The sequence below is a fragment of the Flammeovirga sp. MY04 genome, assembly GCF_001682195.2.
In the GTDB taxonomy this organism is placed as follows: domain Bacteria; phylum Bacteroidota; class Bacteroidia; order Cytophagales; family Flammeovirgaceae; genus Flammeovirga; species Flammeovirga yaeyamensis.
The window spans coordinates 1948850-1968944 of sequence record NZ_CP003560.2 but is presented as its reverse complement, the minus strand read 5'-3'; the positions used below and the strand labels follow the sequence as shown (position 1 = coordinate 1968944).

The window sequence follows — 20095 nt, the reverse complement described above, 5'->3', positions numbered from 1 at the left end:
AATGCCATTCTTTCACGATAAACAAAAAAGCTATCCACAGGAAACTGAATCGAGAGTTATTATCAGATTTCAGGACTGTGATCCATTTCGTCATCTAAACAATGCGAAATATTTCGATTATTTCTTTAATGCAAGAGAAGATAGAGTTCCTCAATTGTATGGATACAATATTGCTGATATCTATAAAGAATTTGGAACAGGATGGGTAATTTATAATCATCAAATTTCTTATTTAAGACCAGCCGCAGTAGGTGAGTGGGTGCGTATTAAATCAAGTATTATCCACGTAGATGAAAACTCAATTACTGTTGAGTATTACATGTTGGATGATGCTAAGAAATCTTTAAAAACGGTTCTTTGGTCGAAGATGAAATACATTGACCCTAGATCAGGAAAAAGTACAGATCATCAACCAGAAGTATTAGACTATTTAAAGACGATATCAAATAAGTCTGTGGATATATCGGAAGTTTCTTTTGATGAGCGTATTAAGCAGCTGAAAGAAATGCTTTAATATGGAAATCCCTTTCACACCTCAATTATTTGATATTCCCATTAATGTTCACCTTATAAGCGAATACCTTTCTTTTTTTGTAGGCTTTCAGTTTTATCGAATGCTCAAGAAAAGGCAAGTTGATCCTATTGATAGTAACAATCGTTAGTCAATTATTTTAGGAGCGGCAATTGGTGCTTTTTTGGGCTCAAGAATCATTGGTTTTTTAGAAAATCCAACTTTGAATATTGAGAATGTAATTCAATTGTATAATAACAAAACCATAATGGGTGGGTTATTTGGTGGACTTCTTGGGGTGGAGATTACAAAACTATTTATAAAAGAGAAAAAGTCTTCAGGAGACTTATTTGTATTCCCATTGATTTTAGGAATTGGGATTGGAAGAATTGGTTGTTTCCTTTCTGGGGTAAATGAATTTACCTACGGGAAGCCAACCAATTTTTTTATGGGAATGGATCTAGGTGATGGAGTTTTAAGACACCCTACATCACTTTATGAAATACTTTTTTTAATTGGGTTAGCATTTGTACTTTATCAGGTAAAGCAGAGAATCACTTTAGAAAATGGGACACTTTTTAAACTGTTCATGCTTTCTTACTTTTGGTTCCGCTTCTTGATCGAATTTATAAAGCCCAATGAATTTTTTATATTACACTTGAGTAGTATTCAATGGCTTTGTATTACCTGTTGGTTGTACTACTCAAAATCTATTATTAAGCTTAGCAAACAATGCCTACAAGAAAATACAACTATTACGACTTCACATTAAGTCTTTGTCCAGAATGTCTGAAACGAGTAGACGCAAAAATCATTTTTGAAGATGAAAAGGTTTTTATGCTCAAAAGATGTCCTGAACATGGCAATTCAAAAGTACTAATAGCTGATGATATTGAGTATTATAAAAACATCAGAAATTATAATAAGAATCCAGAGTTTCCTTATACATTTAATACAAAAACTCACTATGGCTGTCCTTATGATTGTGGTCTTTGTCCTGATCATGAACAACATTCGTGTTTAACAGTAGTCGAAATTACTGACCGTTGCAACTTAACTTGTCCAACATGTTATGCGGGTTCATCGCCTACTTATGGTCGACATAGAACTTTTGAGGAAGTAAAAGAGATGTTGGATGCAGTGGTAAGGAATGAAAAAGAACCTGATGTAGTTCAGATAAGTGGAGGTGAACCCACTGTTCATCCAGAGTTATTTAAAATTCTAGATTATGCTAAATCGCTACCCATCAAACATTTGATGTTGAATACAAATGGAGTAGAGATTGCAAAAGATTTTGATTATGCGAAAAGGTTGGCCTCTTATATGCCAGATTTTGAAATCTATCTTCAATTTGACTCTTTTGATAATGAAGTCTTGAAAACAATGAGAGGGGCGGAGTTATCAAAAACTAGAGAGAAAGCGATTCATCATCTCAATAAATTAAATCTATCAACCACTTTGGTCGTGACGCTCCAAAAAGGATTGAACGATCATGAAATGGGTAAGACTATTGATTATGCTTTGAAGCAAAAGTGTATTCGTGGGGTAACTTTTCAGCCGACTCAAGAGGCAGGGAGATTAGAAAACTTCGATCATGCGAAAGATAGAATTACTCTTACAGAAACGAGACGAAAAATTTTAGAACAATCTTCGGTTTTTGAAAGTGATGATTTGATTCCTGTGCCTTGTAACCCAGATGCTTTAGTAATGGGTTATGCTTTAAAACTAGGAGGAAAGGTGACTCCATTAACTAGATATATAAATCCTACCGATCTTCTTGATAATAGTAAAAACACTATTGTTTATGAACAAGATGAGTTTTTACAGAATAAAATGATTGATCTATTTAGTACAGGAATTTCCACTGATAAGGCTACTCAAAAGATGCATCAATTACTTTGTTGTTTGCCTTTTGTAGAAGCCCCACAATTGGGTTATGATAATTTATTTAGAGTAATTATCATGAACTTTATGGATGCCCATAATTTTGATGTGAGAGCCATCAAAAAGTCTTGTGTACATATCGTCAATAAAGACAATAAGATAATTCCTTTTGAAACAATGAATCTATTGTATAGGGATGAAAAGAAAGATAAATTATTGGAACTTCAACAACAGTAATATGAATAATCACGAAGGCATTATTATATTTTTCATCATTTTATTTATTTCACCATTCGTCATTTTTATGGGTATTGGACTAATACTAAGGATGAAGGGTAAAGATTGGCAAGCAAAAATATTTTTTACAATAGCAGTAGTTTATGCTATTGTAGGTACAGGAATATGTGGAACAATGCTATCATAAAAAAATGAGAATTTCGGTGGTTATTACAGATATGGCAACAACAAACTAAAGGTTGTTCCTTCTCCAACCTCACTTGTACATTTTACTTCGCCACCCATTTCGTCAATATATTTCTTCACAATAGAAAGACCTAAACCAGTCGACTTTTCACCACCTGTAGGTTTTGCGGAAAGCTTCTGATACTTCTTGAAGAGCTTTTTCTGATCTTCTTTTGATATACCAGGACCTTGATCGGTAATATTAATCTGTATGAAGTCAGGCGTTTTTTCTATGACTGTATTTACATTGGTCCCTTTTGGAGAGAATTTGATAGCGTTCGATATCAAGTTCTCGACGACTTGAATACAGTGTTGCTCATTGACTTCTACCAAACCATCCGATTGAATATCAAGAGATAGACTAATTTCTTTTCTCTCGGCAATCGTTTCAAAATCATTGATAACAGATTGAACAATTTCAGTAGCAGAAATAATATCTTTTGATGCTTCTTTGTTGGCTTGTTCTTCTTTGTTGGCGTTAGCACGAGCATCTAGTATTTCTTCAATCATATTGTTCATACGGTGCATTGCCTTTAGTGAACCTTCAATGCACATTTTTTCATCCTCATCAAATTTTTCTTCATTGGCATTAAGCATAGAAAGAAGAGTGATAGAACTAGCAAGTGGATTTCTGAGATCGTGAGCCACAATGCCTAAAAGGTGGTTTTTCTCTCCATTTGCCGTTTGAAGTTCATGGTTTTTCTCCTCAATCAATTCCTTCTGCTCCATAATATGGATGTTGGCTTCCATCAGTTTATGTTGCTTTTCTTCCTGACTATTAAAAGAACGAGCATTCTGAAGGGCAATACGGATATAAATAGCAATGTTTCTTACTAGATTAAGCTTATAGCTATCGAAGGCATTGGCTTCGAAGGATTGTACCGTGATTACCCCAATAGGTTGATTATTCTTCTCCATTAATGGGATATAGATAATCGACTCAGCATTATTACCTGCAATAGGTTTTAATACCTCTTTCACATAATTTCTATGGTCAGTGCTGAACTTCTGAACGAAGATTTCTTTTCCTTGGTCAAAACACATTACAGCCAACCTCATCTTTTCCTTGAGGTCATAGGCTTTGTTCTTTATAATTTGATCCCCCTCAAAAACATAAGGAAATTTCAAGCTATTTGATTTCTTATCATATAAACCGATCCCAAAAATAGGAGTACCGATTAACTCATTAATCTGAGTATATGCCGTTTTAATAATCTCTTTTGTTGATAATTTAGAAGTAACATCACGCCCAATCTGACTCAAAGCCTCCAAGTCTTTATATGCATTTTTTAGTGATTTTGCCTGTTCTTCAATTTCTTGATTTTGATGTTCTAATTTCTGATTGGAACGTTTTACCAAGTTGTTAAAGTGAAAAAGCATCACTAAAAACAAAAGAGTAACTGATAAAGACGCGACTAATATATTACGGATGGTGTTCTGCTGGGAGATTTCTAATTCCTTTTGTGTTAGACGCAGTAATCGGATTTCAGATTCAACAGTTAACAAACCAATTTCTCTTTGTTGATTTCTTAAAGTATCTATCAGACTACTATTGTTTGCCGATATGTCCCAAATGAGGTCTGTAATTTTATCTCCTAAATACTTTCTAATAAGGTCGTTGATATAAGGTTTAAAGGTAGGAGATTCATAAAATGAAGTTAGTGGTTCTTTCCAAGATGATTTCAAAGGAAGAATCACTGCCAATCCTTGATTTTCTGTCTGATAAAATAATTGCCTTTGTAAGTGTAGACCTTTTGATAATGCATAGGCATAATTGGACAAATTAGTATAACCCCAATGATCATTTGAATTCGCGATCTTGTCAATTAATTGCTCTACATTATTAACATAGGTATATTCTAAAGCATGAAGGTTTTCGTGTTTTAATTTTACAAGGTTTCTTTCGAAAGTAGAATTCTTGATAGTCACCGCCTGTAAGGATTGCATAGCGGTATTGAAATTCTCTTTTTTCTGAAAAATATTCACATCTTCAGAAGAAACAATAATTTCGATGTCGGGCATGTAAGGAGGAAGAAAATCGATTTGATCTTTACGACTTTCAGTTAAAGTAATTCCTGACATTCCGAAAATACCATCTCCTTTTGATGATATCTTAGCATACAAGTCATCCCAAGATTCTACAGCTTGCCATTTGATATCAATTACAGCCTTTAGCTCTTTTCTCTTCTCCTTTATCATTTTAGAGAACATCTCATACTCAATACCACTCATGCCTCCATTAGGAAGTGAATAGATAAATGGTTTATTCTGAATATAATAAACGGTGATTGTTCCTTTGTGCTCCCTTTTAATTTTGTCCCAAGAATCTTGAGCAGAGGCAACTTGAATAATAAAGAAAAGGCAAAAACTTAGAAAAAGTTTATAGGCGAACTTCATGTGATCAACTTTGTAAGGTTTCTAAGTATCAAAAATATTCAATTCTGTGATATTATAATACAATTAGGAAAGATTATTGTTATAATTACAAGCAATAAAATTACCATGTTAGAATATATTGAGAATTTGTAGTGAAATTCTGATATATCTTTGTATAAACTTTATAAACTAATAATATTCAATGTCAGATTTTTGGCTTTACTTACAATTAGGTTTAGAACACATCACAGATATTCAAGGTCATGATCATATATTATTTATATTGGCCTTAATCGCGACATTTAGTACAAAAGACTTTAAGTATATTGTATGGTTGGTGACTGGTTTTACAGTAGGACACTCTATTACATTGGCTTTATCTACTTTAGATATCATTCCAATTAATGAGGATTTTATTGAAATGCTAATTCCTATTACCATATTAATAGTGTGTTTGTCTAACCTTTTTAATACGAAAGATCCCAAAAATCAACCTCATTATTTACAAAGAAATGTTCCTTTTAAAAGATACTTTTTTGAAGCAACTATCTTTGGATTAATCCACGGAATGGGCTTTTCTAATTATCTTAAATCGTTGTTAGGAAGCGAGGAATCTATTTGGGAACCATTATTAGCTTTTAACGTTGGCTTGGAATTAGGACAATTAGCAATTGTAACTGTTGTAATGTTTATTAATGCCATCATCATGGGATTCACCTCTTTTACACAAAGAGATTGGAACATTTTCGTTACAGGCGGTGCATTTGTTTCTGCTTTGATTATTTTGATTGGATAAAAAATGAAAGGGAAGAAAAAAGATATAAAACCAATAAATGTTTACCCTAAAACACCTGCTTTTTTTGCGTTAGGTATTTTTGTGATAATCACTACTACTTTAACAATAGGTTCTGTTAGGTGGATATCAATTGCAGGGGTTACTTGGTATAATGCTATTTCATTAATTCTTTTTTCAATAATTACTTTAATGATGTTAGTTAGAGTAATGTTTGCGTATAAGAAGGTAACTATTTATAAAGGAAAAATTACCGAAAAATTCCCTCTTAGGATTGGGAGCAAACATGAAGTCAGCCTAAAACAACAATTATTAGTATGGGAAGAAACACAGAAATTGATAGGTAAATCTACATTTAATGTGTTAACGATCTACTTTAAAGCAACAACACCAATTAGAATTACAGATAGGGAAATGACAAATTATGCACAAGCCAAAAAATATTTTGAACAGAATTATGGTGATTTTAATAAGTCAAAATTAAAATAAATAGTTGTAATTGATTAAATTACAGTAAACTATACCCACTGTAATGATCAAAAGGCTATTTAAATCTCTAAAACCTACTCATTTATTTTCTATTGTCTTAATTTCTTTTTTAATCTTTCAATCAGAAGATAGAGAGTTTCATTTATTTATTCTCTTACTGTTTTTTACCCTAATATTTTTAGAAACCCTTTGGTCACAGAACACCTCAAACATAGTTTTCGCTAACAGAAATGTAAAAACTATAGTAAAGTCATTTTCTGATTTCATTTTTAGTAATCAGCTTACTCTTCAGCTAAAGCAAGAAAAATTTAAATCCATTTTTGATAAATCCTCAGATGCCTATTTTATTCTAGATAGTAAGTTTAGAATTAATGTGTATAACGATAAGGTGACTACTTTTTTTGGGCAGTTAAAAGAAGTTCTATTCAATGAGTGGATAAGCCGCAACTCCCCCGATTCCCAACCTTATGGAGGTGAATCAAAAAAATTATTTAAGGCAATGGTAAATAGTGTACAAAGACAAGGGGAGATTCGATTTGAGTGGGAATTTAAAGGTAAATCTGGAGATCAGATTCCCACAGAGGTTAGTATTATCACGTTACCTATTTCAGAAACAGTTTTTTATTTTGTGGTAGTCAGGAATGTTTTAAATCAAAAGAAGATTGAGGATGAATTAAGAAAAAATTTAGAAAGAGAGAAAGAATTGAACGAAATGAGGTCTAAGTTTATATCAATGGCTTCGCATGAGTTCAAAACACCATTAGCTACAATTTTAGCAAATTTAGAATTGGTCGAATTGAAACTAGAAAAACAAGGAGTTTCTTTGGATCAGTTTGGAATACAAAAGTATGTTCAAAGAATGGAAAACGAGTCTACCCGTTTAAATATTTTAATGGATGAAGTATTACAATTGGGTAAAATCGAAGCAGGCAGAACCCCATATTCACCTGATTTAATTCATATAGAAAAGTTTATCACCGATTATTTAAATGAGTACATTGATAAAACACATACCACTAGAGAAATCCAATTAAATTTTGATATTAAATGTGATTCCTTCTGGTTAGATACCGATTTAATACATCACGTTTTTGATAACTTAATGTCAAATGCTATTAAATATTCAAATGATGAGGTAATAGTGAATGTAAAAGTAGATGAGTCCTCATTTTTATTCGAAGTTATTGATAAAGGTTTAGGTATTCCATTAAATGAATTTTCACAATTATTTGAGTCGTTTTTCAGAGCAAGCAATACAAATCATATTCCTGGTACTGGATTAGGGTTAGTAATCGCAAAAGAATTTGTTGAAATACATGGAGGGGTAATAGTCTGTGAATCTGAAGAAAATAAAGGATCAACATTTAGAGTGGCTATTCCTTCAAAATAATTTTAAACATAAAAATAAGATTACAACAAAAACTTTTCTAACTTCAAGTTCTACTATATCCCAAAATTAATTTATAATCCATGGCAGCATCCACCGATCTTGGAAAGGATAATATCAAACAATTATTATTTAAAATGTCAGTACCTGCAGCTGCAGGAATGATGGTAATGGTGATTTATCAAATGGCTGATACTTTTTTTATTGGTCGTTGGGTCGGTACTCTTGGATTGGCAGGGATTTCTGTTGTTTCCCCTTTAATTTTAATGATTCAATCCATTGGAATGTCGGTAGGCATGGGTGGAGCCGCTCTTATTTCAAGTGCACTAGGTGGAAAAAACAGGCAAAAGGCAAATGAGGTTTTAGGGAATCAAGTGATCATAGCTGTAGGGTTAACGATTATTGCAGTTGGCATCGGCTTTTTCTTTGAAAGAGAGTTATTGCTGTTTTTTGGAGCAAACGGTGATATATACCCTTATGCAGAATCTTATTTTAATATCATCTTATGGGGAATGCCATTTTTAACCTGGTCAATGGTAGTCAACAATGCGGTAAGATCAGAGGGGCATGCAAAAACAGCCATGTTCGCTATGGTAGTACCTAGTGTTTGTAACATTATACTAGACCCGATATTTATTATAGGATTAGATATGGGAATGGAAGGGGCAGCATATGCTACCCTAATATCATATTTCATAGGATTCTTTTTTCTAGTCATTTTCTTCCTTAGAGGGAAGACGCACTTAAGTCTTGCCTCTAAATACTTAAAATATCAACAAAAAATTGTCAATGAAATTTTGGCTCTTGGGTCAGCTTCTTTTGCTAGACAAGCAGCTTCAAGTGTTATTGCAATTATACTTAATCACATACTTTTTGAACATGGAGGAGAAGTTAGTGTTGCTGTTTATGGCGTTGTGAGTAGGCTTTTCTTATTGGCTACATTTCCAATTATTGGTTTAGGGCAGGGTTTATTGACAATTTGCAGCTTTAATTATGGAGCTGGTAAATATCAAAGAGTGAAGGACACCGTAACCAATGGAATAAAATACGGCGTGATTGTCAATAGTATTATTGTGGTTTTAGTCTTTTGCTTTGATGAAGAACTCACAAGTTTATTTACCAAAGACCAACAGTTAATCCAAGAAAGTATTCCAGCAATGTGGGGTGTGATGGCCGCACTACCCATAATTACTATTGGTATAACAGCAAGTATGTTTGCACAAGCTTTGGCTAAAGCAAGGGATGCTTTATTATTGACTTTATTAAGACAATTGTTTTTTAGAATACCATTTGTATACATTTTTTCTCATTTCTGGGGAGTAACAGGAACTTGGGTATCTTTTTTCTTTTCAGACTTGGTATCCATCGCTTTTGCAGCTGTATATTTAAAAAGAGAATTAAAAAAATTATCAAAAAAAATATCTATTTCTGATGAGTAATATAAAAGATAAAATTATCCACGAAGTTAAAAAAACGTTTTTAGTCACTGCCTATTTTGCTGTTGGCTTAAATTTGCTGGTTATTATAGCGGTTTTAATTTCAGATAAGATTGATTTTAAAATTGGATATATAGGTGCAGCGACCTTTTCAGCAGCACTTACAGGTAAAGTAGTGGTAATTTTAGAATCTGTCGGAATTGACCTAAAACTAAAACGTACAAAGCTGTTGAATATAGTAATGATGAAATCTATACTATATACTGTAGTTATTTTCCTGACAATATTAGTTGAGGATGTGTTGAAGGGAATGATATCAGATGATTTATCCTTTAGTGAAGTGATAAAACATATTATTCATTCTTTCGAAAGTGACTTCTTTTTGGGTAGAGCAATATATATGTTCGTTCTATTTGGAATGTATCATTTCATATTCGAGGTAGATAAATTCTTGGGTGCAACAGAACTATTTGATATGGTCTTCTCTCGTTTTTATGAACCTAAAGAAAAAGAGTTTGTGGTAATGCATGTACGTTGGGAATTTACTACGGATCAATTGCTAGAAAAAATGGAAGAAATGCAACAGTTCTCTTATTTATTAAATCAAAGCCTTTTTAAACATAAAGGAATGATTGATAGATACGATTTAGATGGCGTTTATTGTGTTTGGGAGAATTCCCCTTCAGATAAATATGAAAAACATGCTGAGGACTTCTTTAAAAATTTAGAAGAATTAGAAGATAAATGTAAAGTATCTAATATAAGGGCAGCTTATACCACAGACAGAATTGATCTTGCGGAAGTAGGAGGGTTTTTAAAGAAAGAAATTTTGAGAGTAGGCGATGCCTTCAATAAAGTAGAAGAGGCTTCTAAACCTAGTGCAGGAGTTCCTCTTAGAAAAGTGAGCTAGTGAGCGATATCACAGATTTCATTTTCCCATTCAAATTCAATGGTAACATGATGAATCTGATCTTCGCTAGTAATTCGTCGAATATCTTTTTTTATAGAAGCAACTTGATTTTTATCAAGGTCTTTATCTATGACTAAATGTAGGCTCATAATATTAAACTCTCCATCTAAAGACCAAATGTGTAGATCATGAAGATCTTTGACTCCCTGAAGCGATCGAATTTGTTGCACAATTTTCTTCTGATCAACATTTGTGGGAGCAGCTTGAAGAAAGATGGGGAGAATAGAAAAAAGGTTTTTTACTGCATTATAAAGAATATAAACAGCAATACAAGTAGATAAAATAGGGTCGATTATCGGTAAGTTGATAAAATACATCACAATGGCTCCGATTAGAACGGCCACCCAGCCTAAAGTATCCTCTAACAAATGAAGCATCATTACTCTTTGATTTGCTGAGTTTTTATTTTTCATCAATTTAAAAACCGCAGATCCATTGATGATGACACCAAGTATACCAAAAAATATCATCCCTTTTACGTCTACCTCTTCAGGCTCAATAATCCTTGGAATACTTTTAGAAAGCATGATGATCGAACCTGTTGTTAGGACAATCACATTGATGATGGCAGATAGAGTGGAATAACGTCTGTAGCCATATGTGTAAGTCGGATTTTCTTTTTTATTGGAATATCGTTCGAAGAAATAACCCAGTCCTATTGCAATAGTATCTCCAAGGTCGTGTATAGCATCTGATAATATGGCTACGGAATTTGTAAGTGCACCCCCTATAAATTCGATAATGGTAAAGAAAAGGTTTAGGGCAAAAGCCCATCCTATATTAGAAGTGTTATCTTGATGTTGACCATGTGAATGATGATGACCTTGGTGTTTCATATATAATCAGTTTAAATACAGACAATTTAATAAAAACTTACATGAGCTTCTAACCATTGTCGAAAATATATTATGGTACTGAGTTATTTTATATTCATTCTATAAACAAACCCTTTTATAAAAATAGGTGTAGTTATTACGTTAGTAGTAAAGCGAAATTTCGCAAAACGACAAGTTACGCTAAGTGAGAAATTTCATTCTTAAACGATTCATAATGAAGTGAAAAAGTGTATTTTTTTAAAAACTTTTTTCAAAAAAAAACCGTTAAAAAATCGTGTGTAAAGCATTGTTTTTGTGGTGTTTAAGGTGTGTGAATCATTGTGAATTTCATTTTGATGACCACCATCACCAAAACAGTTTTTACCCCAAAACATATTTGTAACATCACAAAGAGAAAATCTCACAATCAAAAAGAATATGGGTTATTCATCACCAAAAGATATTTTAAATAACATCAGAAATGGTGCATTGCAAAAAGGCGGAATGTCCGTTCAACAATTATTAGTATTTGGTTTCCTTGGAGGTGCATATGTTGCTTTCGGTTTCCTTTTAGCTATTGTAGTTGGAGGTGGAATGCCAGGGATCGCAGCAGAGAATCCTGGACTAGCTAAGTTTGCAATGGGTGCTGTTTTCCCAGTAGGACTAATTTTGTGTATCGTAGCTGGAGCAGAACTGTTTACTTCTAGTACTGCAATGATGACAGTTTCTGTTTTCTCTAAAGATCAGCAACTATCAAAGCTAGGTAAGGTATGGGTGTTCGGTTACTTAGGTAACTTCATCGGTTCTTTATTTGTAGCTTATTTTATAACGACATTGACAGGTGTTGTCGATGCGCAAGTGTTTCATGATGCGCTATTGAATGTAGCTCATCACAAAGTGGGTAATCCATTTTACAAAACGTTCTTCAAAGCAGTGGGTGCCAATTGGCTAGTGTGTTTGGCCGCTTGGCAGGCCTATGCTGCTAAAGACATTACGGGCAAAGTATTAGGTATTTGGTTCCCAGTAATGACATTCGTAACATTTGGTTTTGAACACTGTATTGCCAATATGTATGTAATTCCAGCAGCTATCTTTAATGGTGCTGATATTACTTGGGTTGACTTTATAGTAACAAACCTAATTCCAGCAACAATAGGTAATATTGTTGGAGGAGCCTTCTTCGTAGGAACAATATACTGGTGGATGTTTGTGAAGCCAGAATCTGAAAAAGAAGAAAAACAAATTGAAAAGGAATTGATTAAACAATAGTGTAGGTCATTATTTAACATCAATTTATTTAATAAATTCAAATTTCTCGATCTAATTGTGAAAAATCATCGTTAGTGAATGAGAAGATTGTAAAGAAAAACAAAAATTATATAACATGGAAAACGCTGTAAAGAACTCTCAGTTTCAAGGAACAACATGGAAAAACGAAGTAAATGTTTATGACTTCGTAATCAATAATGTTACACCTTACTACGGAGATTCTTCATTTTTAGCTGAAGCAACTGAAGCAACAAAAAAACTTTGGGATATCTGTTTAGCAGGTATGAAAGAAGAAAGAGAAAATGATGGTTGCCGTGATATCGATACGGATACAATCTCAACTGTTACTTCTCACAAACCTGGTTACATCAACAAGGATCTTGAAACTATCGTAGGTTTACAAACTGACGAGTTGTTGAAAAGAGCTATGAAACCATTCGGTGGTTACAGAGTAGTTAAAAACGCTGTTGAAGAAAAAGGTAAAACTGTTAACCCAGCAGTTGAAAACGTTTTCCATTATGCAAAAGATCACAACAACCAAGTGTTCTCAGCATATGATAAAGAAATCAGAACTTACCGTTCATTAGGTATCCTTACTGGTCTTCCTGATAACTATGCACGTGGTCGTATAATTGGTGACTACCGTCGTTTAGCTTTATATGGTACTGACTTCTTGATCGCTCAAAAACAAGCAGATCACGCAGCAATCGAAGATGGTTTAATTACTGGTTCAGGTGCTGATATTGCTGAGCAAATTCAATTAAGAGAAGAAATTTCTTCTCAAGTTTCTGCTTTGAAAGATATCGCTACAATGGCGGCATCTTATGGTTGTGATGTTACTCGTCCAGCTCAAAATGCTAAAGAAGCTGTTCAAGCAGTTTACTTCGCATACTTAGCAGCAGTAAAAGAACAAGATGGTGCAGCAATGTCACTTGGTAACGTTTCTTCATTCTTGGACATCTACATCCAAAAAGATATTGAAGAAGGTACTATCAACGAAGTTGAAGCACAAGAATATATCGACCACTTCGTAATGAAGTTACGTATGGTTCGTCACCTTCGTCCTGGTGCTTATGACGAAATCTTTGGTGGTGACCCAACTTGGATTACTGAAGCGATTGGTGGTGTATACCATGATGGTCGTACTAAAGTAACTAAGTCATCATTCAGATTCTTACAAACACTTTATAACTTAGGTGCGTCTCCAGAGCCAAACTTAACTGTACTTTGGTCTAACGAGTTACCTCAAGGATTTAAAGATTTCTGTTCTCAAGTATCAATTGATACTTCATCAATCCAATATGAGAATGATGATTTGATGAGACCAAACAGAGGTTCTGATGACTACGGTATCGCATGTTGTGTATCTTACCAAGAAATCGGTAAGCGTATCCAATTCTTCGGTGCTCGTACAAACTTACCTAAAGCGTTATTGATGGCTATCAACGCTGGTCACGATGAGAACAAAAACGTTCTTGTTGCAGATGATATCGATTCAATGACAGGTGATGAGTACTTGGATTACGACAAAGTAATGACGCAATTCAAGAAAACAATGGTAGATGTTGCTCGTGTTTACGTAAAAACAATGAACATCATTCACTACATGCACGACAAGCACTATTACGAAAAAGCTCAATTCGCATTCTTGGACACTAACCCAGGTATCGATATGGCTTACGGTGCAGCAGGTATCTCAATCATTGCCGATTCATTATCAGCAATCAAGCATGCTAAAGTGAAGCCTATCCGTGACGAGAATGGTTTAGCAGTTGATTTCGAAATCGAAGGTGACTTCCCTAAATATGGTAACGACATCGACGAAGTAGATAACATCGCTAAAGAAATTTCTCATATCTTCTTCACTGAGTTAGCGAAGCACAAAACTTACCGTAACGCAGTTCCTACAATGTCATTATTGACAATTACTTCGAACGTAATGTATGGTAAGAAAACTGGTGCTACTCCTGACGGTCGTAAGGCTGGTGAGCCATTCGCTCCAGGTGCTAACCCAATGCACGGTCGTGATACTAACGGTGCTGTTGCTTCATTGAACTCAGTAGCTAAGTTAGACTACAACGATGCTCAAGATGGTATCTCTAACACATTCTCAATCGTTCCTAAATCTTTAGGTTCTGATCGTGATACTCAAGTGAAAAACCTAGTAACTATGATGGATGGTTACTTCGCTGAAGAAGGCGGTATGGCACACCACTTGAACGTGAACGTGTTGAACAGAGAAACACTAATGGATGCTTACGAAAATCCTGAGAACTATCCTCAGTTAACAATCCGTGTATCGGGTTACGCTGTGAACTTCATCAGATTATCAAGAGCTCACCAATTAGAGGTAATTCAAAGAACATTCCACGAGTCTATGTAATACATAGTTGGATTTCTTTACATGATATATCAAAGGTCATTTCTTCGGAAATGGCCTTTTTTTATTTAGATGATTTAGGTTGTATTATAATCATCAAATATATAGTAAATTCGGTTTACATATCTGTTATCATCTGACAAAAAACAAATTATATCAAATACTCAAACAGCACTCATAATGTCTATTTCAAAGAAAATAGAGGCTTATATTTATAATAATGTTGAGAAAGTACATTTGTATCGAACAATAGCCATTCTTGCTTTCTCATTTTTTACCGTCAATTATTTTAAAATTCCTCATGGGTCTTGGGTATGTATCACTGTCGTGGTTTTGTTAGGGCCGTATCCAGAATTTGGAGGGATAATTCATAGAGTAAAACAAAGAATATTGGGCACCATTGCAGCATCCATTTCTGGAGTGGCTATGATCTTCTTTTTCCATAACAACTTATGGATGCAAACCATCTTTTTAATCGCTTGGATACCATTAATGGCATCGCTATTTAAAAAATATCCATATTCTTACTTGGTATGTATTTTCACTGTTGTGATTGTTTTGGGAGTTACTGAAGATAAGACGATTGATAGTGCTTTATGGAGAGTAGGAAATATTATGGCAGGGGGATTAATCACTTTGATTTTCTCTTTGATATTTCCCGTAAGAGGAATTAAAGAATTAAGACTCGAAATGGCAGAGAGTATTTTGATGATCGATAAATTATATACATCCACCATAAAAGGAGAGTTTGCGCACAAAGAATACTTAGATGATATGACTTTGGTGTTTAACTCTTTAAGGAAACAAAGGAAAACATATGAGCATGTCACAAAAGAAAGCAAACATTTTAAGTTAAACCGTCAGGAACTTGAGAATATTACCGTTGTGATGCGGAAAATGAGTTCTATTGTAGAACTGTTGAATTCAAGTACGATAGCTTCTGAGATAGGGAATAAGTATATCAGTCAATTGTATTCCATTCAAGAAAAACGAGCGTTCTTTACTGAGCGAATGCAAAATATAGCGAAGCAATTAAAAGACAATACCTACACCTCTCCTGAAGAAACAGTGATCAGACTAACTTCCTCCAGAGAAGAATTAGATAAGTTGTATCAAGAAAATGATGACGAGCACACGCCTTTGAGTCCATATAGTTATGTTTGGCTTAACTATCAATATGGTCTGCAATTATTCAAATTAGAACAAAGTGTTTATAAGGTATTCAATAATTAATTTTCTAACTTTTTATTGATTTCAGATCTTACATCTTGAAGATGATGTAACGCGAGTTTTTTATAATGCATGGATAAATTTCTAACCATAATGATTTTATCCATATACAGTAACAATTTGTTTTTATCATTTACTGAAAGTGATAAAGGGTGTTTAATATCTAATAATTCACCTTTTTTCGAGTATATGAAATCTTTTGATAGAATATCACTAATTCTAAAGAAGTAATTTTGATGTAATTGATTTTCAGGTGATTTGTCTTCGCTTTCTAGACACATTTTTAGATAATACTCATAAAGTAGAATGACTTTATTTCTAAGCTCATCATTGTCGATAATTTCAACACCATTCTCTTTTAATGATTCATACCCTGAAACATTTAGAACTAGTAAATCTTTTGTAGTGAGCAAGAGTTGTTGAATAGGGAACTTCCCTTCTGCCTTCTTATTCTTTTCGGTGATTAACTTTTTAAAATATATTGCTGCCTCAATACCTACAGAATCAGAATAAATAAATTGTTTGAGTTGCTCTTTATCCAATTCTAGCCCTTTATTTATTTCGATTAAAATCTTTTCTTCTTGTACTTCAGATTTTTTACTATCCTTCCAGTCATTCAAAAGAAATGCAGAGACAACAGCTAGAAACATGAGTGTAAAATCAAATAAGTTTTTTGAAAATTTGTTTAGTTGTTTAAGAAACATGAGAGAATTAGTCTTCATTTTTATTTGGTTTAAAAAACTAAAGTAAACCAATATTCATTCAAGGCAAAATATTTACTTAGATTTTATAAAAGGTCAAAAGGATTTACTATTAATGTAAAAAGTACTATTATTGTATCAGTAATAATTTATTTTTACTAACACCACAACCAATAAACAAAAATAAAATAACACTATGAAAGAAGTATATATCGTATCGGCGGTAAGAACGCCTATCGGTAGCTTTGGAGGTGTATTGTCTTCACTATCAGCAACTCAATTAGGAAGCACTGCCATCAAAGGTGCTTTAGAAAAAGCAGGCGTTCAACCTTCGGAAGTGAACGAAGTTTTTATGGGGAATGTGATTGCCTCAAATCTTGGTCAAGCTCCTGCAAAGCAAGCAGCGCTTGGTGCTGGCATCGGACACGATGTGCCATGTACAACAGTAAATAAAGTATGTGCTTCTGGAATGAAAACCTTAATGTTAGGAGCACAATCAATCATGTTAGGTGATAACGATATTGTTGTTACTGGAGGGATGGAATCGATGTCGAATATCCCTTATTACGTTCCAAAGGGTCGTTATGGTCATGGTTACGGTCACGGACAATTATTGGATGGTTTGGTAAAAGATGGTCTTTCAGATGCTTACAATGGTGAGGCTATGGGTGTTTGTGCTGATGCTACTGCTGTAAAATGTGAGATTTCAAGAGAAGAACAAGATGCCTTCGCAATAGAATCTTATAAAAGAACAGCAATGTCAACGGAAGATGGAATTTTTGCTAATGAAATTATTCCAGTAGTTGTACCTCAAAGAAGGGGAGATGATTTGATTGTTGACAAAGATGAGGAATTCACTAAAGTAAAGTTTGAAAAAATACCATCCTTAAGAGCCGTATTTACGAAAGATGGAACAGTAACAGCCGCGAATGCATCAACTATTAATGATGGGGCTGCTTCTATTATTTTAGCAAGTGAAGAGGCTGTAAAAAGATTAGGTTTAAAACCTATAGCAAAAGTAGTAAGCTTTGCTGATGCATCCTTAGCACCTGAGTGGTTTACTATTGCCCCACCTGATGCTGCAAATAAAGCATTAAAAAAAGCAGGTCTATCTAAAGAAGATATAGACTATTGGGAAGTAAACGAGGCATTCTCTGTAGTGACTTTGGCTTTCTCAAAGCAATTAGGATTGTCGAGTGATATTGTCAATGTTCATGGAGGTTCAGTTTCTATGGGGCATCCGTTAGGTGCTTCTGGAGCAAGAATTATGGTGACACTTATGGGTGTTCTAAATGCAAGAAAAGGTAAAAAAGGACTTGCTGCAATTTGTAATGGTGGAGGTGGAGCCTCTGCAGTTATTATTGAGAAACTATAATTAATTAAGGTGATATAAATTAGGTTTATATCACCTTTTCTGCGTTTAAATACTTTCTCAATTCTTCCTCAGAATCAAAAATAATTCCCAAGCTACCTTTCAATAATTTGATGTAAAATTCTTCATCATTGTTCTCTAAAGGGATACGTATTTGAACTTCGGTTTGATTAAATAGTTCCATTGTCAATTGAAGCTGATAATTTTCAACATAATCAGACCACAGAATATTTAAACTTTTAATCTTTCCTGATGGATAATCGGGTGATGAGAAAAGAATCCATTTGTTAATGAGTAAGTCGAGTATAGAAGTATAGGTACTCATAAATTATTTATGTTAATCGATTAAATCATATTTTCTTGATGATTACTTTAGAAAAGTATTCTAAATTGATACTATTAAATATACTTAATTCTATAGATTTATTTTAGTTCAAAACTCGTTTTTAAAATATAATTCGTTGAACTTCGATTATTATCAGATGAAATCGATTATATTCAATAACATTTTCAATAATATCCTTATTTTTGTTGATGATAATGAATAAGAAATTATTCAAATTGTACAGTTGTCAAATTACTTGATCAATTCTAAACTTCTATAAAAACATACTATCATAAAGTCACTAAACTATTATGGCAAAGAAAAAGAAATCAAATAAAGTATTATATCTCTCTCTAATTTTACTTGTAGTTGTCGCTGGAGGAGGTGCTTACCTTTACAAATCAAATCAGAAAAAATCAGTAAAAGTTGAATTTGCTACTGCCGCTAAAGGAACAATCACTGAGAAAGTGAGTGCGTCTGGTAAAGTTCAACCTATAAATGAAGTGACTTTGTCATCTGAAGTATCAGGTGAAATCAGGGAGTTGTATATTAAAGAAGGAGATTCAGTTTTTACAAAGCAATTGCTCGCTCAGATACGTCCTGATAACTTTCAATCGGCTTTAGATCAAGCAAGAGCATCATTGAACTCTCAAAAAGCACAATTGGCTAGATCGAGAGCAGATGTTGCTCAAAATGAAGCGAGGTTAAAACAAGCGGAGTTAACGTTTAATAGAAATAAACAGCTTTGGGAAGATAAAGTGATTTCAGATCAGGAATATGAAAATAGCAAAGCTGATTTTGAAATTGCACAAGCAAACTTAGAAGCATCTAAAGAAAGTGTAAGAGCTTCAGAATACACTGTAAAGAGTGCAGAGGCACAAGTTGACGATGCAAAAGAATCGTTACAACTAACAAAGATTTTTGCTCCAATGTCTGGAGTTGTATCAAAGTTATCGGTGGAAAAAGGAGAGATGGTTGTAGGTGCTCGTCAAATGTCGGCTACCGAGTTGATGAGAATCGCTAACCTATCAGAAATGGAAGCACAGGTAGATGTAAATGAAAATGATATCATCCGTGTTCATAAATTAGATACTGCTATTATTGATGTGGATGCTTACTCATTTAGAGATATGAAGTTTAAAGGAGTGGTAACTGCTATCGCAAATTCGGCAAAAGACGCTACCTCTTCTGATGTTGTTACAGAATTTGAAGTGAAAATTCGTTTACTTCCAAATTCTTATGCTAACTTAATGGTAGAGAATCAAAATGCTGAATCTCCGTTTAGACCTGGTATGACAGCTTCTGTAGATATTATTACACAGACTAAAAAGGATATTTTAGTTGTGCCATTAACTTCTGTAACTACTAGAAAACGTTCTGAGCTTACCAAAAAAGATGAAGAAGGTGAAGAGGATAAAGTAGGTGATGAGAACAAAACAATGTTGAATAACTCAAGAAAAAAAGATTCAGAGTTATTAGAAGTTGTATTTGTATATGATAAAACTACTCAGGAAGTAACTCCAAAAGAAGTGAAAACTGGTATTTCTGATTTTGATAATATTGAAATACTAGAAGGAATTGAAGATGGAGAGGTGATTATTAAAGGTCCATTTAGAGTGATTTCAGAAACCTTGAAGCCAGGTGATTTAGTAGAAGACATGAACTCTGCTAAATAAGATTAGGAATATATTTAAA

At 33.7% G+C, this 20095-nt stretch carries 18 protein-coding genes; 14 read left to right on the top strand and 4 right to left on the bottom strand.

Going from position 1 to position 20095, the window contains the following annotated elements:
- The first annotated feature begins 1 nt into the window (after position 1).
- From MY04_RS07945 to MY04_RS07930, 4 genes are all read left to right on the top strand, one after another.
- Positions 2 to 514, top strand: coding sequence for an acyl-CoA thioesterase (locus MY04_RS07945; protein WP_066208402.1), 513 nt, complete (start codon positions 2 to 4; stop codon positions 512 to 514).
- A 151-nt stretch (positions 515 to 665) separates the two neighbouring features.
- On the top strand, positions 666 to 1283 hold the full coding sequence (locus tag MY04_RS07940) for a prolipoprotein diacylglyceryl transferase family protein (protein WP_336234609.1): 618 nt from the start codon (positions 666 to 668) through the stop codon (positions 1281 to 1283).
- Entirely contained in the window at positions 1244 to 2632 is a 1389-nt protein-coding gene (locus MY04_RS07935) for a radical SAM protein (RefSeq protein WP_066208400.1), read from the top strand. The genes MY04_RS07940 and MY04_RS07935 overlap by 40 nt, the downstream gene beginning before the upstream one ends.
- A gap of 1 nt (position 2633) precedes the next feature.
- The gene (locus tag MY04_RS07930) at positions 2634 to 2819 is read left to right on the top strand and encodes a hypothetical protein (protein WP_066208399.1); all 186 of its coding nucleotides are present in this window, start codon (positions 2634 to 2636) and stop codon (positions 2817 to 2819) included.
- A gap of 23 nt (positions 2820 to 2842) precedes the next feature.
- Here MY04_RS07930 and MY04_RS07925 read toward each other — a convergent pair whose 3' ends face one another.
- Positions 2843 to 5254, bottom strand: coding sequence for an ATP-binding protein (locus tag MY04_RS07925; protein ID WP_066208397.1), 2412 nt, complete (start codon positions 5252 to 5254; stop codon positions 2843 to 2845).
- A gap of 181 nt (positions 5255 to 5435) precedes the next feature.
- Between MY04_RS07925 and MY04_RS07920 the strand changes: the two genes are divergently transcribed.
- The 5 genes from MY04_RS07920 (at position 5436) to MY04_RS07900 (ending at position 10248) form a co-directional block, all read left to right on the top strand.
- On the top strand, positions 5436 to 6029 hold the full coding sequence (locus MY04_RS07920) for a HupE/UreJ family protein (RefSeq protein ID WP_066208395.1): 594 nt from the start codon (positions 5436 to 5438) through the stop codon (positions 6027 to 6029).
- Between the two features lie 3 nt (positions 6030 to 6032).
- Complete coding sequence (locus MY04_RS07915; protein WP_066208393.1) at positions 6033 to 6515, top strand: hypothetical protein; 483 nt, start codon at positions 6033 to 6035, stop codon at positions 6513 to 6515.
- A 43-nt stretch (positions 6516 to 6558) separates the two neighbouring features.
- The gene (locus MY04_RS07910; protein ID WP_066208391.1) at positions 6559 to 7905 is read left to right on the top strand and encodes a PAS domain-containing sensor histidine kinase; all 1347 of its coding nucleotides are present in this window, start codon (positions 6559 to 6561) and stop codon (positions 7903 to 7905) included.
- 80 nt (positions 7906 to 7985) lie between these two features.
- Positions 7986 to 9341, top strand: a complete 1356-nt coding sequence (locus MY04_RS07905) for an MATE family efflux transporter (RefSeq protein ID WP_066208389.1) — start codon at positions 7986 to 7988, stop codon at positions 9339 to 9341.
- Positions 9334 to 10248, top strand: coding sequence for a hypothetical protein (locus MY04_RS07900; protein ID WP_066208387.1), 915 nt, complete (start codon positions 9334 to 9336; stop codon positions 10246 to 10248). The genes MY04_RS07905 and MY04_RS07900 overlap by 8 nt, the downstream gene beginning before the upstream one ends.
- Here MY04_RS07900 and MY04_RS07895 read toward each other — a convergent pair.
- Positions 10245 to 11144, bottom strand: coding sequence for a cation diffusion facilitator family transporter (locus MY04_RS07895; protein ID WP_066208386.1), 900 nt, complete (start codon positions 11142 to 11144; stop codon positions 10245 to 10247). The genes MY04_RS07900 and MY04_RS07895 overlap by 4 nt on opposite strands.
- Before the next feature lie 417 nt (positions 11145 to 11561).
- Between MY04_RS07895 and MY04_RS07890 the strand changes: the two genes are divergently transcribed.
- The 3 genes from MY04_RS07890 to MY04_RS07880 all read left to right on the top strand — a co-directional run bounded on the left by MY04_RS07890 (position 11562) and on the right by MY04_RS07880 (position 16005).
- Positions 11562 to 12392 (top strand): formate/nitrite transporter family protein, encoded by an 831-nt coding sequence (locus tag MY04_RS07890; protein ID WP_066208385.1) that lies wholly within the window; start codon positions 11562 to 11564, stop codon positions 12390 to 12392.
- 115 nt (positions 12393 to 12507) lie between these two features.
- Positions 12508 to 14775, top strand: coding sequence for a formate C-acetyltransferase (gene pflB / locus MY04_RS07885; protein WP_066208383.1), 2268 nt, complete (start codon positions 12508 to 12510; stop codon positions 14773 to 14775).
- A 177-nt stretch (positions 14776 to 14952) separates the two neighbouring features.
- The gene (locus tag MY04_RS07880) at positions 14953 to 16005 is read left to right on the top strand and encodes an FUSC family protein (protein WP_066208381.1); all 1053 of its coding nucleotides are present in this window, start codon (positions 14953 to 14955) and stop codon (positions 16003 to 16005) included.
- On the opposite strand, the gene MY04_RS07875 is transcribed toward MY04_RS07880, so the two are convergent.
- Positions 16002 to 16652: a hypothetical protein gene (locus MY04_RS07875; RefSeq protein WP_158297614.1), complete on the bottom strand. Its 651-nt coding sequence runs from the start codon at positions 16650 to 16652 to the stop codon at positions 16002 to 16004. The two genes, MY04_RS07880 and MY04_RS07875, sit on opposite strands and share 4 nt — an antisense overlap.
- Before the next feature lie 247 nt (positions 16653 to 16899).
- Between MY04_RS07875 and MY04_RS07870 the strand changes: the two genes are divergently transcribed.
- Positions 16900 to 18078 carry an acetyl-CoA C-acyltransferase gene (locus MY04_RS07870; protein WP_066208377.1) on the top strand — a complete coding sequence of 393 codons (1179 nt, stop codon included), beginning with the start codon at positions 16900 to 16902 and terminating at the stop codon, positions 18076 to 18078.
- A 25-nt stretch (positions 18079 to 18103) separates the two neighbouring features.
- Here MY04_RS07870 and MY04_RS07865 read toward each other — a convergent pair whose 3' ends face one another.
- Complete coding sequence (locus tag MY04_RS07865) at positions 18104 to 18400, bottom strand: hypothetical protein (RefSeq protein ID WP_066208376.1); 297 nt, start codon at positions 18398 to 18400, stop codon at positions 18104 to 18106.
- A 311-nt stretch (positions 18401 to 18711) separates the two neighbouring features.
- Between MY04_RS07865 and MY04_RS07860 the strand changes: the two genes are divergently transcribed.
- Positions 18712 to 20076, top strand: coding sequence for an efflux RND transporter periplasmic adaptor subunit (locus MY04_RS07860; protein WP_066208374.1), 1365 nt, complete (start codon positions 18712 to 18714; stop codon positions 20074 to 20076).
- The last annotated feature ends 19 nt before the right edge of the window (positions 20077 to 20095 follow it).

Bases quoted from the DNA above. Each gene is read 5' to 3' on its own strand.
- MY04_RS07945 (WP_066208402.1), top strand. From the start codon at position 2: ATGCCATTCTTTCACGATAAACAAAAAAGCTATCCACAGGAAACTGAA.
- MY04_RS07935 (WP_066208400.1), top strand. From the start codon at position 1,244: ATGCCTACAAGAAAATACAACTATTACGACTTCACATTAAGTCTTTGT.
- MY04_RS07930 (WP_066208399.1), top strand. From the start codon at position 2,634: ATGAATAATCACGAAGGCATTATTATATTTTTCATCATTTTATTTATT.
- MY04_RS07925 (WP_066208397.1), bottom strand. From the start codon at position 5,254: ATGAAGTTCGCCTATAAACTTTTTCTAAGTTTTTGCCTTTTCTTTATT.
- MY04_RS07920 (WP_066208395.1), top strand. From the start codon at position 5,436: ATGTCAGATTTTTGGCTTTACTTACAATTAGGTTTAGAACACATCACA.
- MY04_RS07915 (WP_066208393.1), top strand. From the start codon at position 6,033: ATGAAAGGGAAGAAAAAAGATATAAAACCAATAAATGTTTACCCTAAA.
- MY04_RS07910 (WP_066208391.1), top strand. From the start codon at position 6,559: ATGATCAAAAGGCTATTTAAATCTCTAAAACCTACTCATTTATTTTCT.
- MY04_RS07905 (WP_066208389.1), top strand. From the start codon at position 7,986: ATGGCAGCATCCACCGATCTTGGAAAGGATAATATCAAACAATTATTA.
- MY04_RS07900 (WP_066208387.1), top strand. From the start codon at position 9,334: ATGAGTAATATAAAAGATAAAATTATCCACGAAGTTAAAAAAACGTTT.
- MY04_RS07895 (WP_066208386.1), bottom strand. From the start codon at position 11,144: ATGAAACACCAAGGTCATCATCATTCACATGGTCAACATCAAGATAAC.
- MY04_RS07890 (WP_066208385.1), top strand. From the start codon at position 11,562: ATGGGTTATTCATCACCAAAAGATATTTTAAATAACATCAGAAATGGT.
- pflB (WP_066208383.1), top strand. From the start codon at position 12,508: ATGGAAAACGCTGTAAAGAACTCTCAGTTTCAAGGAACAACATGGAAA.
- MY04_RS07880 (WP_066208381.1), top strand. From the start codon at position 14,953: ATGTCTATTTCAAAGAAAATAGAGGCTTATATTTATAATAATGTTGAG.
- MY04_RS07875 (WP_158297614.1), bottom strand. From the start codon at position 16,652: ATGTTTCTAGCTGTTGTCTCTGCATTTCTTTTGAATGACTGGAAGGAT.
- MY04_RS07870 (WP_066208377.1), top strand. From the start codon at position 16,900: ATGAAAGAAGTATATATCGTATCGGCGGTAAGAACGCCTATCGGTAGC.
- MY04_RS07865 (WP_066208376.1), bottom strand. From the start codon at position 18,400: ATGAGTACCTATACTTCTATACTCGACTTACTCATTAACAAATGGATT.
- MY04_RS07860 (WP_066208374.1), top strand. From the start codon at position 18,712: ATGGCAAAGAAAAAGAAATCAAATAAAGTATTATATCTCTCTCTAATT.